Consider the following 14,224-nt stretch of genomic DNA (forward strand, 5'->3'; position numbering starts at 1 on the left):
TGTTTCTATGCTAGTAATCATACAAGAGGGGAACAAGAAATAATGGGAAAGACGAAATCGAAAATCAAGAAGAAAAAACGCCGTTTGGAACAAAAGGCGATTCAAAATGGAACGGCTAACTCAAAACTTTTGAAGAAGGGAGAAAGTATGGATGGAAAAAATCGAAAGAACGATCAACAGTAAAGAAGTCGCTGAAATGGTGGGTCGACGACATGATCAAGTATTAAGAGATATTACCAAAATAATTGAACACATGGACGACCACAAAAATGTGGTGGTTAACTATTTTATTGAGTCAACATACAAAGATGTTAAAGGCGAAGAAAGACCTTGTTTTGATTTAACAAAAAAAGGCTGTGAACTTTACTCAACCAGAATGACAGGAGCCAAAGGTACACAATTTGCAGTAGCCTATATTGAACGGTTCAACCAAATGGAAAATCAATTGAAGGAAACAACGCCATCGATTAGTAATACCGAATTACTATTAGAAACAGCATTAAAACATGAACGAAGTTTAGTAGCAGTAAATGAACGATTAGATAAATTAGAAACGGAAACGATCATCAATTCTAGTCAACGTCGTAAAATACAGGGATTAGTTCGATCTACAGTAATAAAAATACTAGGTGGTAAGAAAAGTAATGCCTATAAGAATAAAAGCATAAATAGAGCTGCGTTCAGTAATTGTTACAATCAATTAAAAGCAGTATTTGATGTAGCTTCTTATATGGATATTCCGAAAGCTAGATTCATAGAAGCTATAGATTTAATTCCAAAATGGAAACCAGATTTAGAATTACAAGCTAGGATTAATCAAGCAAACGGAATTTCTAGTTTGTGGTAAAAAGAACATAAAAATAGACAGCCAGTGGTCGGCTGTCACTACATAGACTGGTAATTGCTTAATATTTTCTTTTATTATAACACAAAAGGAGCGATTTTGCTTGATGAATTTATTACGAGAAGTAGATTTCAAACAAACAAGAGATAATGCCAGAAATGTTTTAAAGAATTTTAGACGTTTAGAGCGCATAGCAGGTCGCTCTTTGATAGATATTAAGTCACCAGTTATAACAGATATGCCTAAGGTTCCTAGTCATGGAAACAGAGCAGAAGATGCCATGATCCAATTTGCAGATGCTGAAGCAGAAAGAGATGCGATTTTGAGGGCTTTGATGGCGCTTAGTCTAATTAGTCGTCAGATACTATACTACAGTTTCTGTGTGCCAGATAGTTTCTCAAACTACAGGATTAGTCGTGAAGTAGGTTATTCAGAACGAAGTATTCAACGGATGAAGTCGGAAGCTCTAATAGAGTTTGCAGAAGCATATAGGCATGGGGAAAAAATTGCTTATAAATAATTTGGCGGTTTTTTGGCGGAATGATGGCGGTTTTTAGCCACTTACCAGTGATATTATGATAGTGTCGAAAGATTAGGAAACAGGACTTCGACAGAATAAACGAAGGGAGGTAGTCTCCCTCATCGTTGTAATTATGCTTTGATAGACAGCAACCAACCAAACAAAAAAATAAACGAAAAGGAAGTGACAAGCTCCTTGCTAATTTCTTCGTATTTATCAACTGGTTGCTGTCTGTTGTTACATATGAAATCACTCGTTGAGTGGTCTTTTTTTAGGAGGAAAATCATGAAATTATTATCTATTATCACGTTACCAGCTGTTTTAGTAGGATTTGCACATGCTTCAGTTCATGCAACGCCACATGTAAGTCCGCATGCCTCATCACATACGAGTTCACATGTTAGTTCTCACTCATCAGCGCATACATCTAGCAAGAGCGGTAGTACATCAAAGGGAAGTAGCTCAAAGTCAAATAGTTCTAAAACAAGCAAACCTAGCAGTAAAAGTACAGGAGCGAAAAGTGGTTCGAACAGTTCGCATCATTCTTTCTTCCCATGGTGGGGAACAAGTAATCGCAAAGAAAAAAATGATGTAGATCAAATTAAGAAAGAAATCAAAGCATTAAACAAAACGGATCAGAAAAAAATTAAAAAATACGTTGATGATTTAGTCAAGTAAAGATCACTCAGTGAGTGGTCTTTTTATTTCGAGGAGGAAAAGTAATGAATCATGAAAAATTTATTGAAAAATGCAAGGAGATCGTGCGCGAAAGAATTGAAAATGAGATTGCTGATTCAAGTGGATCAGTACCTGATTTTCGTATATTTGTGGTCTGGTCCTGCAAAACATTGCAAAACAGCAAAGCGTTAGTTAGTGCTAGTTTAAAGGGAGCGCCGTATTTTGAAATTACGTTAAATGGGGACAAAGGCGAAATCTATGTAGATATTTATATCAAAAAATCAAATGAATGTATTAAAGTCTAGCAGATGCTAGGCTTTTTCTTTACATAAAGGAGGCTACATAATGAGAAACTACTGGTACGTATCACTATCTAATAGGTATCCACAGCCGAATGAAAATGATCCAATTAGAGTTGTACAATCAGTCCAAATTAAAAAGAAATACTCCATTGTTGAAATGACTAGAGAAGCGACTCCGAAAGAAATTGACAAATACAACCTTCGTTACTGTGGACGTGGGTATTTTAGTGAGCAGAATATTCAAGAAAACATAAACAAGAATTTGAGGGATACAAATGCAAATTGAATTAATGAAATTACAGGATTTAAAACCTGCTGATTATAATCCAAGAGTTAAGTTAGAACCTGGTATGGATGAATATGAGAAGTTAAAACAGTCCATTTTAGAATTTGGCTTTGTTGATCCACCTATTTTTAACAAACGAACAGGAAATCTCGTCGGCGGTCATCAACGTGTTGCTGTGGCTAAAGATTTGGGCATATGCGAAGAGATAGAAGTATCGGTGGTAGATTTATCCCTAGAGAAAGAAAAAGCTCTTAATGTGGCTCTTAATAAAATTTCTGGTCAATGGGATGAAGATAAATTATCAGAGTTATTACGAAATATGGAAAACGAGGAACTAGGGCTAACTGGATTTGATCAAGATGAAATAGATGGCTTATTAGAAAGCATGGAAGAGATTGAAACTTTAGCTGATAAAGTAAAAGCCAACCCTGTCAATTCCAATTTATTTGATACTTTTCTATTTCCTCCTTTTTCTTATCTTGATACGAAAACAAAGCGTTGGCTAGATCGAAAAAAACAGTGGAAAGAACTAGGGATTAAAAGTGAGATTGGTCGCGGTGAAAACCTAGTATTTAGTGCCAATCTTCAAGCAACAGGTTTAGAAGGAACATCAATTTTTGATCCAGTATTGTGTGAACTAGGCTATCGATGGTTCACACCAAAAACGGGAAGTAATATTTTTGATCCTTTTGCTGGTGGTTCTGTACGTGGAATAGTTGCAAAAGTTTTAGGACACAACTATACAGGTATTGATTTAAGAAAGGAACAAATTGAAGCTAACTATACCAATGCGAAAGAGATTGGTTTAGATGATATTCATTGGATATGCGATGACAGTTTAAATATTAATAATCATATAGAAGATGAGAGCCAAGACTTACTCTTCACATGTCCGCCATATGCGGATTTAGAGGTCTACTCACAAGATGAAAGAGATATTAGTAATATGACTTATGAACAATTTGCAGATATTTATAGCCAAATTTTAAAACGGTCAGCAAGGAAACTTAAAAATAATCGTTTTGCGGTTATTACTATTTCTGATGTTCGAGATAAAAAAGGCTTTTATAGGGATTTAACTGGTTTGACTAAACGATCATTAGCTGAAGAAGGTGTTCTTTTTTATAATGACATGATCCTATTGAATACAGCTGGTTCAGCAGCTTTACGTGCTAGGTTGTCGATGAATAATCGTAAGGTAGTTAGAATCCATCAAAATGTCTTAGTATTTTATAAAGGAAATCCTAAAGAGATTAATAAGCATTTTGAACTATTGGAAACTTTAGACGACGAGCTAGAATATATCATGAATTCACTGGACGAATAAAAACCAATCGCTTATGCTCTGCAAGAGGTGAAGACAATGACGAATAAAGAACTAAGAAGCATTGCTGAAAATGCTAGAACATTATATAGAAGTAACTTAATTACTAGGGATGAGGCAAAGAAAAGGATTGAACCATTCATCGAGGCATACAATAAAAAATCAAAAGAAATAGCAAAAAAATATAATCAAAAAGCTAAAACGATATCTCTAATATCATTTTTAAGATAAAAAGAAGCCGAGTGCGCTAACACTCGACTACTTCAACGAGGACGTTAAGCTCCCCGAAGACACAGAGAATTCCCACGCGTGGATTTTCGACACCCTCTGTGTCTTTTAGCATCATAACAGATGTAGGGGTGCTTAGACAATGGAAAACGAAAAATTTGATTTAGATTATGAGATTGAAAAGGCGATGGAGCAAGCAGAATCAATAGATGAGTATAAGAAAATCATTCGAGTAGCTTTAGGGAAATGGCTTAAAAATCTTCAATCAGGACAAATCAAGTTAGATAAAGTTTCCGATTTAAAGATATTAATTGAAGCCGATTTGATGCTAAAAGATATTGAAAAATAGAAAAACAAAACTCAACCTAAGAAGATTGTGAGGTGGTGTGATTTGAATGGCAAGGAAACGTGATCCAAGACGTGATGAAGCCAAAAAGATTTGGTTAGAATCCAACGGAGAAAAGCAATTAAAGGATATTGCAGATGAACTAAATGTTTCAGATTCACAAGTTAGAAAATGGAAATCACTAGATAAATGGAGCGCTGAATTGAAAGGTAATGTTACCATTGGCAAAAGTAACGTTACCAATCAAGGTGGCGCTCCTTTTGGTAATCAGAATGCCAAAGGAAATAAAGGCAATAGCCGAGCATCACCGCCAGTAGGGAACAAGAACGCTTTGAAAACTGGCGAGTATGAAACCATATTTTACGAAACATTAAGCGATGAAGAGAAGGACATCTATTCTAATTTGAATAATGATCCTTCTTTTGTTTTGTCTGAGGAAATACGATTGCTGAAGATAAGACAGCTGCGAATGATGAAAAGAATTCAGCAAGCTGAGGCTGGTTTAAACGATGAAGAAATCGAACGTCTGCAACAGTTAAGGAAAATCAAAACGCCGATTGAAAAAAACGGTAGAAAATTAGAAATCAAACGAGAGGTTATGCAAGATGTTCAAGTTAGCAGAAAAACACATCGCAAAATTGATGACATTCTTTCAATTGAAGATTCATTAACTCGGATTAGCAATCAGTTATCTAAAGCCATTAAGCAAATGAATGAACTATATATAACAGATTACAAGACTGATTTAATGAAAGCACAAACCGAGAAAATTCAAGCTGAAATAGCAGATATTGGCGGTAATAATTCTGGCGAAGAAGTGGAAGAATGGAAGCAAGCAGTTTTAAATGCAGCAAATAAACGGGCGGTGAGAAAGAATGAGCAATGATTTTATCCCATTTGCTGATATAGGTGCTGCGATTGATTATTACTATGATAAGCCAGTAGCTTTTTGCCAAGATATATTGCGGTTAGATCCTGATGAATGGCAGGAAAGTGTTTTGAATGATTTGGCTGAATTTCCAAAGGTTTCAGTTCGTTCTGGACAAGGGGTTGGAAAAACAGCATTAGAAGCAGGAGCAATACTTTGGTTTTTAACTTGTCGACCATACGCTAAAGTGATTGCTACAGCGCCAACTATGAAACAGCTTTACGATGTGCTTTGGGCGGAAGTAGCTAAATGGTTAAATGATAGCTTGATCAAAAACTTACTGAAGTGGACAAAGACCAAAATTTATATGGTTGGTGATTCAGAACGTTGGTTTGCTACAGCTAGAACAGCAACGAAGCCAGAAAATATGCAAGGTTTTCATGAGGACCATATGCTGATTGTGGTAGATGAAGCTTCTGGTGTGTCTGATCCGATTATGGAAGCTATTCTTGGTACGCTATCAGGTTTTGATAATAAGCTATTAATGTGTGGGAACCCAAATAATATTGAAGGTGTTTTTTACGATTCCCACAATTCAGACCGTGACAAATACAGAGTCCATAAAGTATCTAGTTACGATAGTAAACGCACAAACAAAGATAACATAGAGATGATTCTTAAAAAGTATGGAAAAGAAAGCGACGTTGCTCGTGTGCGTATTTTTGGAGAATTTCCGAAAGGAGCGTTGGATTCATTTATCAGTCTTGAAACGGTTGAATTGGCTACAGAAAAACAAATTAGTGATTCTTTAGTCAATAAAACAACGGTTGCTCATATTGGTGTCGACGTAGCTCGGTATGGTGATGATTCTACGATTCTTTTCCCTAGAATTGCTACCAGAGCATTGGAGTATGAGAAGTATTCAAAACGAAGCACCATGGAAACAACAGGATATGTTATCAATATGGCCAAGAATCTAATGAGTCAATATCCAAGTATTGATAAAGTGATGATTAAAGTTGATGACACTGGTGTCGGAGGTGGTGTAACTGACCGCCTAGAAGAATTAATAGAAGACAATCAGTATCCTTTTGAGGTGCTTGGAGTGAATAATGGTTCAACATCAGAAGACGATTTTTACGATAATTTAGGTACTCAACTATGGGGAAACATCAAGGAAATGTTAGAAGAAAATATGACAGCAAATCTTAACGGTGAACAGCCGATTATTGAATTGCCTGATGATGGATCGTTGATTAAAGAACTGAGTACACGTAAATTCAAAATGACGAGTAGAAGTCGTATTCGTTTAGAAAGTAAAGATGATATGAAAAAGCGAAACATTGGTAGTCCAGATATTGCTGATGCGTTGGCTTTAGCATTTTATGAGCCACCAAGTCACTATCAATTTATTCAATTTTAGGAGGTGAGCTTTTGATTAGTACAGTATTATCTTTAGAGAGATATAAGAAGTTACGTATTAAATATGCAACACAAATTGAAGATGGAATGTTTGATCCGAATGGTTTTATAGGAGATATGAAACCATTTTTTGCTGATCGAGAAAGAAAATATCTAGCTTATACTAGTGAAAAGAATGAAATAGACAATAGACCAAAGCCTAATACTGATATTGTAAAAGTTAATAACAAACTTCATGCTGGTATGTATTCAATTGTCGTAGACCAAGCAGTCAATCATTTTACAGGCATACCTATCAAATGGGATTACGATATATCTGAACAAAAGAGAACGCTCATTCAAAGATTAAAAGATAAATTCTTAAAAAATGAAACAGAGCTTCCAACAGTTCCAAAATCTTTTAACAAATTAACAAGCAATCTTGATTCCATGAGATTTGCAATGCTTGATCCTGAGACAGCCACTTTCCAAGGTGCATGTGGAGTAGCTTTCCGATTGTTAGAGCCTGTGGAAGGAGATGATGGTTGGGAGTTAAGAGCAAGCAATATTGAGCCTTGGAGAGCTGAAAGATATGGAAATGCTGGAATCTATATTAAAGAAAAGTATGACTCTTATCAGAAAAAGTTTTTCCAAGAAATGAAAGTTATAACTAGAAATGAAATTACGACATATGCTTGTTATGGTGATTTAAATTTTATTACTAACGGAACATTCAAAAAAATCGATGAAACAAAAAATCCTTTAGAAGTGATTAATTTATCCGAATTTAAAAATAATACGAATCGTTATTGTGATTTTGAAGTAGCCGAGGAAATTGGAGATGCAATTGATCGTGCTTTGTCTGATCAACAAAACGAAATCGAACAATTTAAGCTTGCGTACATGCTTGTTACTGGTACGACAATGAGCAAAGACACTGCTAAAGAAATGATGAATCAGCTAGGGATTATTAACTTAAAAGACCCTACAGCAAAAGCTGAATATGTCACAAAAAATTTAGCAAAAGATTTCAATGAATATCATATGGATCTATTGAAAAAACAGTTTTACACCATTTGCAAAGCAATCGATTTTAACGATGAGGTGTTTAAATCAAACAGTTCTGGAGAAGCTCGCAAGTGGCAAATTATTAGCCTAGAAGCAAAAACAAATACTAAAGAGCAATATTTTAGAGAAGGACTGAAAGAATGCGCAGAAATAATTGCGGCTTTTCTAAAATTCAATGACAAAGTAGAGATTGAGCCTGAAAAAATTATTTTTACTTTCTCCAGATCTTTACCTACTGATTTGAGTTATCTAGCTGAAGCTTTACCTAAGCTTGCACCATACGTATCTAAACGAACTATTCAGAGCCAAATTCCATTTGTAACAGACGTTGATTATGAAAATGAAATGATGGAATTGGAAAGCGGAAGTGCTTATCCAGATAGTGAATACAATTTTGGCGGAGGTGGCAATAGTGACGATAGAAACGAAGTATTGGACCAAACGTCGAGAACTGGAGGATCAAGCAAGGCTCAAACAAGAAAATCAGACACTTAAAAAATTAACTAGTGTATTTCCTGAAGCGCTGAAAGAGATACAAGAAAAACTATTATCTCAAGCAGACTTACATGATATTACTTATGCTGAAATGATGGAGTTTTACAGCAAAAGTGATCAAAAAAAATATCGTGAATATGTGGAAAAAAATTACAAATCTCTCAAAATGTACGATTCAAAATACAAAGAGTTTATCGATGAATTTTTTCCATCTTTTGATTATGCAAAGGTTAATCGTTTGCTACAGATACGTTCTGATATCTTTAAAATCCTTGCATATCATGCAATAGATGCAGAGATAAACGAGTATTTTTCAGATCGATTGGAAGAGATATTACAACGTTCATATGCTTCAAATGCAAATGTGTTAGCTCAATTACTAAGCGTTGATTTGCCGAATTATTTATCTCAAGTGGAATTAGAGGATTATCTAAACTATCCTTGGTCGGGTAAAACCTTTTCTAGGAGGCTTTGGGGAAATATTTCATCGCTCGAACAGAAACTCTCCAATGCTATTGTAAAAAGTGTTGCTAGTGGAGAAGGTGTTATACACGCACTAAATACCATGCGAACAGACTCAGAAATTTGTGACATGTTTAAGTTAGAAGAATCAAAGTATAACAAAGCGATAGAAAATCTCGTTCGAACGGAGTATGCAAAATTCGCTCAAGATGGTATTGAAAAATCATATTTAGAAACAGGTATTGAGGAATACAACGTTTTAACTGCAAAGGATGAGAGAGTTTGTCGAATTTGTGGAGGAAAGGCAAGTAAGAATCCCTATAAACTGAAAGATGCTGTCATAGGTGAGAATCGAGCGCCTTTCCATAGTCGTTGCAGATGTACGGATGTTCCTAACTTACCAAAATTAGGAAAGGATATTGATGAAGAATATGACCGTTTATTTGGCGATTTATTAGATGAGTTTGCACATGATTCTTTTGGAATCAATTTGAAACGGAGGAAGTAGAATGAAAGATTTTCATGAAGCGGTACTAACAATTAATGTAAATGCTGATATTGCAGAAGCCTACAAAACAGCTATTGAGTCTGAGAACCATCCTAATGGCTTGAGAGATCATTGGAATGGCAATTATGCCTATGTTGTTATTGGCAATCAAATTGTTAATTATCAAGATAATACTCCAGTTGATAAGAATACCGTTAATTTAACGATTCAATTATTATCTCATACATTACCAAATTTAAAAGAAACAGTTAATTGGTATGAAAAGATGGGGTGTATTGTTGTTAGAACTGACTACAAAGAAGGAAAGTCTAGTAATTAGGCTTTTTTATTTTGTCCGAAATGACGTTAAACTAGCGCAATACTGGGCTTGGTTGAATGGTGGGGCGCAACTATTAAAACTCAAAGCAATGCGGGGCGTGAAAACGAATCGTGGGGCGAAAGGAGAATAAGCATGAAACACAAATCATTAATACCAATAAATTTGCAATACTTTGCCGAAGGTGACGATCCACAGTTTTCTTTTGATGATTTCAAAACTTTTGCGGAATCTAATGAAGAAGCTCAAAAATTTCTTCAGTCACAATCTCAAAGTGTTGCTGACAAGCAATTGGAAGCTTGGAAACAAAATAACCTAGATAAAATTAAACAGGATACTATCAAGGAATATGAGGAATCCAAGAAAAACAAGTCACCTGAACAAATACAACTAGAGAAATTACAAGCTGAATTCGAAGCTGAGAAGGCTTTACGTGTGACAAGTGACAACAAAGCATTTGTTGCTGAACAAATTGCTGGGCTAGAACTAGATGGAGAGTTAAAAGATTCTATTTCTCAATTTATGTTAAATAATCTTGTTAGTTCTGATACAGAATTCACTAAAAAAGCTGTTGAAGGTTTTACTAACGTTTTGGAATCTATTAAAGAAAAACACTCCGAAGAAATTAAAAGTCTTGAAATGCAGACAGCGTTTGGTACGAAAAAACAGCAACAAACAACTAATAATACACAAGAAAATATTGATGATCCAATGGGTAAGTTAGGCGAAATGCTACAACAATTTAATTAGGAGAGTGACAAATTATGAAAAAAACATCTTCAAATAATTTAGAGTATTTGGATATTTCACCGGCGATTAATGCTATGCAAGTACCAAATACACCTTTTTTAAGCTATTTACTTGGTGCTGGAAAGACAGAGCAAGCAAACTCTACAGAAATTAAATGGCGTGAATATGATATCAATAACGATGATTCTTCTGAAAAGCTTGAGGGCGGAGATTATCCAGATGCTGAATCAGGTAGAACTTGGTTTAACAACTATACTGAAATTTTTAGAAAATCTACTTCTGTATCTGGTACATTAGATGCTATTGATGTGAATGGTGTCGGAAACGAATTAACTAATCAAGTAGCACTACGTGGTATGGAAATGAAAATTGATTTGAACAGAAAATTGATTACTGGTGTAAAAGCTGATGAGAATGGTTCTAAGGGTCGTCGAATGAATGGAATTTTGAACTTGATTAATTCAGCAAATAAGGCAGAAACAGCCACTGCGGGTGCAGTAACAAGAAAAGATATCGATACTTTATTTAAATTGATGTATGAAAAAGGTTATATGGGAGAAAAACTATGCTTGATTTCTCCAGATATGCAGGAGTTCATGACTGATGAGTTAGATGGAAAATCAACAAAAATTGTTCAGTTCGGGGAAAGAGTAACTTTTGGATTGCAAATTGGAAATATCGTGTCTAATTACGGTACAGGTATTGCTTTACTCGAACCATCATTGCCAAAAGGAACAATTGCGGCAATTGATACTAATTATGTGAAATTACGTCCGTTACGTGAATGGAGAGCAGAAGAACTTGCAAAAACAACTGATTCAAGACGTATCGGTCTTGTAGGTGAATACTCTCTTGAATACAACGCTTCAAACTCTGGGGCAATTTTAAATTTAAAGTCTGAATAAAAGGGAGTTAGTACTCCCTTTTTTGATAGGAGGAATTACAGTGGTAAAAAAAGATGAAACTAAAAAAGATGAAGTCGTGAAATATAGAGTAGGTAAAACTAAAAATTTTGTTGGGTTTGTTCATCCTAAAACTCGTAGATTTATCACAGCAGATTCAAATAACGAATTTATCATTTCTGTAGATGATAAAGAAGCAATTGCAATTTTGGAAGAAGCAAGTGATGTTAATAGAATTTAGGAAGTGATCTGATGGATGAATCGCTAAAAACGGAAATCATTGAGTCTACAAAAGAAGAATTTCCAGTTTTGAGTGAAGAACGCATAACTAATTTATTAGAAATAATTTTGCTGGAAATTGAATCATACAATAGTTGTAAAAATGATATTTCATGGGAAAAGTTAAAAAGCGTGATTAGTGAAGTGTTGTATCAAATAATAAAAAATGAATCAGAAAAAACAGTATCTTCAGTTAGACGTGGCGATACAACGATTAGCTATGCTTCAACAGCGAATGCTGTTAGTGAGTTACTTCTAGGATATGGCGATTTGATACGAAGGGTTATTGGTTGTGGAGGATTGGAGTTTTTTTAATGAATGAAGCAGATATTTTAGAAACTACTTACGAAGATAGTTGTATTATCGAAAGACTAATGGACATTGAAGATTCTAATACAAATATTACTATTCAAGATTATAAAAAAGTATATGATAATCCTATCCCTTGCGCTCTTTCACAAGGTCAAATCGATGGACTAGCAGTCATAGAAGATGGAGAAATGGTAAATGTTTCGACTGACACATATAAATTATTTATTCATCCTAAGATTAAACTCCAAAAAGGAGATCTAATAACAATAACTCAAAAGGCCAGTGGCTTAATTTTTTCTCTATTTGCTACTAAGCCTTTTTACTATCCTAGTCATTGTGAAGTAAATTTGATAGGAAGTGAAAAAAATGGGTGATCTCAAATATGAATCTAATGCAGAAAAGATCATTGAAAATTTTAAAAATATGACTGTAATTGCTCAAAAAGAAGGAATATCTTTTGTAAATGATTCGATGAATAAAGTTGTTAGCCTAGCTAAACCTTTAACTCCTGTAAAATCAGGTGATTTAAGACGTGGTTATCGAGTAGTAAAAGCTAGGAAGCTTTCAACTGGTCGTATTGTTGGAGCAGTTATAAATAATGAACATTACTTTAAGTATGTGGAAGAAGGACACAGGACTAAAAATGGTGGATTTGTAAAAGGACGGTTTATGTTGACCCGTGCAACGAATCTTGCAAATATGTCTTATATTCCTCGAAGATTTAAACAAATGGCAATAAAAATCGTTAAGAAAGGAAAGTAACATGAAAGATAAAATCATTGCTGAAATCAGTAGTAAATTAAAAGAAATATATCCAGATGGGACAATATATCTTGATTCAGTTATGCAGTCAACTAAAGATTTTTACTTTGTATTATCCGTAATGGAATCTGGGACTGAAAATGTAGGGATTGATGTTCAAAATGTTTCTTTCTTAATTGATATTGCATTGATTGATAATAAATCTGATAAAAAATTAGTGAATGAATTAGTCTCACGCTGTGGGGCTTTTTTTAATACGATTACAATTGATAGTCAAACACTATTTCCAGAAAACTATTTACCTGATGAAACAGATGGTGTTCAACACATTCGCTTTACATTAGGATTTCCACAATATATTGAATGGAGTGAAAAATAAATGGGAGAAAAAAGAAGTAAAACTGGAATTATTTCTGTTGAAAAACCTACTTGGTTTCCTTTGAAAGATGAGACAGGAGAACTTCCAGTATATGATACTGCAATGACGATGGGAACAGCAGTTAGTATCAAACCTACAGCTAATTACGAAACAACACAAGACTATGGTGATTCAGTTGTTCAAGATCAATTCACTGCGTTTGGTGGTGCAGAAGTTGAATTAGAAGCAAATGGGTATAGTCATAAAGTTTTAACAGCAATCACTGGAGGAAAACTTGTCAAAGGTGGTGCGTTGCGCTCTGGAGAAGATATTGCCCAAGATGGGGCTTTTGCATATCGGCGTAAAAAGTCGAATGGAAAATATCGTTATACAGTCTTTTATAAAGGGCAGTTTGCTTTAGATTCAGATGAAACTTCAACTATTGAAGGAAGTAAAGTAAGTTTTACTCATCCAACTTGGAAGGGTTCATTTGTAGATGTACCAGGACTTGGATATATGTACTCAGTTGATGAAGATGATGAAGGCGTTGATCAAACAATGATCGAAAACTGGTTTACAAAAGTAGCAATTCCAATTGAAGAAGCAGAACAAGAAGAACTTGCAGGAGGTAAAAAATAATGTCTAAATATCAAACGACAATTAAATTAATGAAAAAAAATGAAGATGGGAAATATAAACAAGTGCAATTCAAATCTGCTGAGTTCCTACCAGGTCCAGTTGTAGAAGAAGCGGCAGAAGTGATGGAAGGAATGCAAAATGCTGTAGATGGGAAATCAGTATCAGAAGCATTAAGTCGAGCGTATTCATTTATTGCAGATACTTTGTTTGAAGGACAATTTACTGGTGAAGATTATCGTCAAGGGATTGATGCTCGAGAAATTGCTCCTTTGACAGGTAAGTTATTAAAATCTGTTACCGCAGGCTTTGATGAAACTTATACAGAAACGAAAAAAAAGTAAGCGAAGCTCTCAAATATCCCTCTTTTAAACATTCGATTACTTATCGAGAATTAGATTTAAAGACGCAATTACTCGAAGCAGGTTGGACGTTACCAGAAATTGAACGTACTGACTTTGATGAGTTAATGCGTCTTTTTGCTTTTCGAGATGCAGTAAAAGAGCATGAGGATGTTGAGTACTACGATAACTTCACCCAATTTTAGGAGGTGATACTTTGAATAACGATGACCTAATT

At 34.7% G+C, this 14,224-nt stretch carries 23 protein-coding genes; all 23 read left to right on the forward strand.

Annotated features, from left to right (window positions below):
- The first annotated feature begins 42 nt into the window (after positions 1 to 42).
- The 23 genes from IGJ18_RS02510 to gpG all read left to right on the forward strand — a co-directional run bounded on the left by IGJ18_RS02510 (position 43) and on the right by gpG (position 13,989).
- Positions 43 to 183, forward strand: coding sequence for a hypothetical protein (locus tag IGJ18_RS02510; protein ID WP_207427678.1), 141 nt, complete (start codon positions 43 to 45; stop codon positions 181 to 183).
- On the forward strand, positions 152 to 847 hold the full coding sequence (locus IGJ18_RS02515) for an ORF6C domain-containing protein (protein WP_207427677.1): 696 nt from the start codon (positions 152 to 154) through the stop codon (positions 845 to 847). Before IGJ18_RS02510 ends, IGJ18_RS02515 begins: the two co-directional genes overlap by 32 nt.
- 103 nt (positions 848 to 950) lie before the next feature.
- Positions 951 to 1,364: an ArpU family phage packaging/lysis transcriptional regulator gene (locus tag IGJ18_RS02520; RefSeq protein ID WP_438842833.1), complete on the forward strand. Its 414-nt coding sequence runs from the start codon at positions 951 to 953 to the stop codon at positions 1,362 to 1,364.
- A 285-nt stretch (positions 1,365 to 1,649) separates the two neighbouring features.
- The gene (locus IGJ18_RS02525) at positions 1,650 to 2,042 is read left to right on the forward strand and encodes a hypothetical protein (RefSeq protein ID WP_226062899.1); all 393 of its coding nucleotides are present in this window, start codon (positions 1,650 to 1,652) and stop codon (positions 2,040 to 2,042) included.
- Between the two features lie 44 nt (positions 2,043 to 2,086).
- Positions 2,087 to 2,347 (forward strand): DUF6275 family protein, encoded by a 261-nt coding sequence (locus IGJ18_RS02530; protein WP_226062898.1) that lies wholly within the window; start codon positions 2,087 to 2,089, stop codon positions 2,345 to 2,347.
- A gap of 40 nt (positions 2,348 to 2,387) precedes the next feature.
- Positions 2,388 to 2,630, forward strand: a complete 243-nt coding sequence (locus tag IGJ18_RS02535) for a hypothetical protein (protein ID WP_226062897.1) — start codon at positions 2,388 to 2,390, stop codon at positions 2,628 to 2,630.
- Positions 2,620 to 3,957, forward strand: a complete 1,338-nt coding sequence (locus tag IGJ18_RS02540) for a ParB N-terminal domain-containing protein (RefSeq protein WP_438842834.1) — start codon at positions 2,620 to 2,622, stop codon at positions 3,955 to 3,957. The genes IGJ18_RS02535 and IGJ18_RS02540 overlap by 11 nt, the downstream gene beginning before the upstream one ends.
- A gap of 36 nt (positions 3,958 to 3,993) precedes the next feature.
- Positions 3,994 to 4,185 carry a hypothetical protein gene (locus tag IGJ18_RS02545; RefSeq protein WP_438842835.1) on the forward strand — a complete coding sequence of 64 codons (192 nt, stop codon included), beginning with the start codon at positions 3,994 to 3,996 and terminating at the stop codon, positions 4,183 to 4,185.
- A gap of 139 nt (positions 4,186 to 4,324) precedes the next feature.
- The gene (locus IGJ18_RS02550; RefSeq protein WP_367010894.1) at positions 4,325 to 4,531 is read left to right on the forward strand and encodes a hypothetical protein; all 207 of its coding nucleotides are present in this window, start codon (positions 4,325 to 4,327) and stop codon (positions 4,529 to 4,531) included.
- A gap of 46 nt (positions 4,532 to 4,577) precedes the next feature.
- The gene (terS, locus tag IGJ18_RS02555; RefSeq protein ID WP_438842836.1) at positions 4,578 to 5,414 is read left to right on the forward strand and encodes a phage terminase small subunit; all 837 of its coding nucleotides are present in this window, start codon (positions 4,578 to 4,580) and stop codon (positions 5,412 to 5,414) included.
- The gene (locus tag IGJ18_RS02560) at positions 5,404 to 6,819 is read left to right on the forward strand and encodes a DEAD/DEAH box helicase family protein (protein ID WP_438842837.1); all 1,416 of its coding nucleotides are present in this window, start codon (positions 5,404 to 5,406) and stop codon (positions 6,817 to 6,819) included. Before terS ends, IGJ18_RS02560 begins: the two co-directional genes overlap by 11 nt.
- An 11-nt stretch (positions 6,820 to 6,830) precedes the next feature.
- Positions 6,831 to 8,360, forward strand: a complete 1,530-nt coding sequence (locus tag IGJ18_RS02565) for a phage portal protein (protein ID WP_438842838.1) — start codon at positions 6,831 to 6,833, stop codon at positions 8,358 to 8,360.
- 91 nt (positions 8,361 to 8,451) lie between these two features.
- Positions 8,452 to 9,330, forward strand: coding sequence for a minor capsid protein (locus IGJ18_RS02570; protein WP_438843446.1), 879 nt, complete (start codon positions 8,452 to 8,454; stop codon positions 9,328 to 9,330).
- Between the two features lies 1 nt (position 9,331).
- Positions 9,332 to 9,649, forward strand: a complete 318-nt coding sequence (locus IGJ18_RS02575) for a hypothetical protein (protein ID WP_438722683.1) — start codon at positions 9,332 to 9,334, stop codon at positions 9,647 to 9,649.
- Between the two features lie 132 nt (positions 9,650 to 9,781).
- A complete protein-coding gene (locus tag IGJ18_RS02580; RefSeq protein ID WP_438842839.1) occupies positions 9,782 to 10,396 on the forward strand; it encodes a DUF4355 domain-containing protein in 615 nt (204 codons plus the stop codon).
- Positions 10,397 to 10,410: 14 nt separating this feature from the next.
- Positions 10,411 to 11,301, forward strand: a complete 891-nt coding sequence (locus tag IGJ18_RS02585) for an SU10 major capsid protein (protein WP_438842840.1) — start codon at positions 10,411 to 10,413, stop codon at positions 11,299 to 11,301.
- Between the two features lie 22 nt (positions 11,302 to 11,323).
- Positions 11,324 to 11,539: a hypothetical protein gene (locus IGJ18_RS02590; protein WP_051641760.1), complete on the forward strand. Its 216-nt coding sequence runs from the start codon at positions 11,324 to 11,326 to the stop codon at positions 11,537 to 11,539.
- A gap of 11 nt (positions 11,540 to 11,550) precedes the next feature.
- Positions 11,551 to 11,892 carry a hypothetical protein gene (locus IGJ18_RS02595; RefSeq protein WP_438842841.1) on the forward strand — a complete coding sequence of 114 codons (342 nt, stop codon included), beginning with the start codon at positions 11,551 to 11,553 and terminating at the stop codon, positions 11,890 to 11,892.
- Positions 11,892 to 12,263, forward strand: coding sequence for a hypothetical protein (locus IGJ18_RS02600; protein ID WP_438842842.1), 372 nt, complete (start codon positions 11,892 to 11,894; stop codon positions 12,261 to 12,263). Before IGJ18_RS02595 ends, IGJ18_RS02600 begins: the two co-directional genes overlap by 1 nt.
- Entirely contained in the window at positions 12,256 to 12,651 is a 396-nt protein-coding gene (locus tag IGJ18_RS02605; RefSeq protein WP_034698433.1) for an HK97 gp10 family phage protein, read from the forward strand. Before IGJ18_RS02600 ends, IGJ18_RS02605 begins: the two co-directional genes overlap by 8 nt.
- A 1-nt stretch (position 12,652) precedes the next feature.
- Positions 12,653 to 13,030, forward strand: coding sequence for a phage tail terminator family protein (locus IGJ18_RS02610; RefSeq protein ID WP_010752291.1), 378 nt, complete (start codon positions 12,653 to 12,655; stop codon positions 13,028 to 13,030).
- Positions 13,031 to 13,648: a major tail protein gene (locus IGJ18_RS02615; RefSeq protein ID WP_063627281.1), complete on the forward strand. Its 618-nt coding sequence runs from the start codon at positions 13,031 to 13,033 to the stop codon at positions 13,646 to 13,648.
- Entirely contained in the window at positions 13,648 to 13,989 is a 342-nt protein-coding gene (gene gpG, locus IGJ18_RS02620; RefSeq protein WP_010752289.1) for a phage tail assembly chaperone G, read from the forward strand. The genes IGJ18_RS02615 and gpG overlap by 1 nt, the downstream gene beginning before the upstream one ends.
- Positions 13,990 to 14,224 lie beyond the last annotated feature (235 nt).

Origin of the sequence: Enterococcus sp. AZ078 (assembly GCF_051714985.1) — a bacterium.
Taxonomy (GTDB): domain Bacteria; phylum Bacillota; class Bacilli; order Lactobacillales; family Enterococcaceae; genus Enterococcus_B; species Enterococcus_B hirae.

Coding starts and splice junctions, on each gene's coding strand:
- IGJ18_RS02510 (WP_207427678.1), top strand. CDS start 43: ATGGGAAAGACGAAATCGAAAATCAAGAAGAAAAAACGCCGTTTGGAA.
- IGJ18_RS02515 (WP_207427677.1), top strand. CDS start 152: ATGGAAAAAATCGAAAGAACGATCAACAGTAAAGAAGTCGCTGAAATG.
- IGJ18_RS02520 (WP_438842833.1), top strand. CDS start 951: ATGAATTTATTACGAGAAGTAGATTTCAAACAAACAAGAGATAATGCC.
- IGJ18_RS02525 (WP_226062899.1), top strand. CDS start 1,650: ATGAAATTATTATCTATTATCACGTTACCAGCTGTTTTAGTAGGATTT.
- IGJ18_RS02530 (WP_226062898.1), top strand. CDS start 2,087: ATGAATCATGAAAAATTTATTGAAAAATGCAAGGAGATCGTGCGCGAA.
- IGJ18_RS02535 (WP_226062897.1), top strand. CDS start 2,388: ATGAGAAACTACTGGTACGTATCACTATCTAATAGGTATCCACAGCCG.
- IGJ18_RS02540 (WP_438842834.1), top strand. CDS start 2,620: ATGCAAATTGAATTAATGAAATTACAGGATTTAAAACCTGCTGATTAT.
- IGJ18_RS02545 (WP_438842835.1), top strand. CDS start 3,994: ATGACGAATAAAGAACTAAGAAGCATTGCTGAAAATGCTAGAACATTA.
- IGJ18_RS02550 (WP_367010894.1), top strand. CDS start 4,325: ATGGAAAACGAAAAATTTGATTTAGATTATGAGATTGAAAAGGCGATG.
- terS (WP_438842836.1), top strand. CDS start 4,578: ATGGCAAGGAAACGTGATCCAAGACGTGATGAAGCCAAAAAGATTTGG.
- IGJ18_RS02560 (WP_438842837.1), top strand. CDS start 5,404: ATGAGCAATGATTTTATCCCATTTGCTGATATAGGTGCTGCGATTGAT.
- IGJ18_RS02570 (WP_438843446.1), top strand. CDS start 8,452: ATGATGGAGTTTTACAGCAAAAGTGATCAAAAAAAATATCGTGAATAT.
- IGJ18_RS02575 (WP_438722683.1), top strand. CDS start 9,332: ATGAAAGATTTTCATGAAGCGGTACTAACAATTAATGTAAATGCTGAT.
- IGJ18_RS02580 (WP_438842839.1), top strand. CDS start 9,782: ATGAAACACAAATCATTAATACCAATAAATTTGCAATACTTTGCCGAA.
- IGJ18_RS02585 (WP_438842840.1), top strand. CDS start 10,411: ATGAAAAAAACATCTTCAAATAATTTAGAGTATTTGGATATTTCACCG.
- IGJ18_RS02595 (WP_438842841.1), top strand. CDS start 11,551: ATGGATGAATCGCTAAAAACGGAAATCATTGAGTCTACAAAAGAAGAA.
- IGJ18_RS02600 (WP_438842842.1), top strand. CDS start 11,892: ATGAATGAAGCAGATATTTTAGAAACTACTTACGAAGATAGTTGTATT.
- IGJ18_RS02605 (WP_034698433.1), top strand. CDS start 12,256: ATGGGTGATCTCAAATATGAATCTAATGCAGAAAAGATCATTGAAAAT.
- IGJ18_RS02610 (WP_010752291.1), top strand. CDS start 12,653: ATGAAAGATAAAATCATTGCTGAAATCAGTAGTAAATTAAAAGAAATA.
- IGJ18_RS02615 (WP_063627281.1), top strand. CDS start 13,031: ATGGGAGAAAAAAGAAGTAAAACTGGAATTATTTCTGTTGAAAAACCT.
- gpG (WP_010752289.1), top strand. CDS start 13,648: ATGTCTAAATATCAAACGACAATTAAATTAATGAAAAAAAATGAAGAT.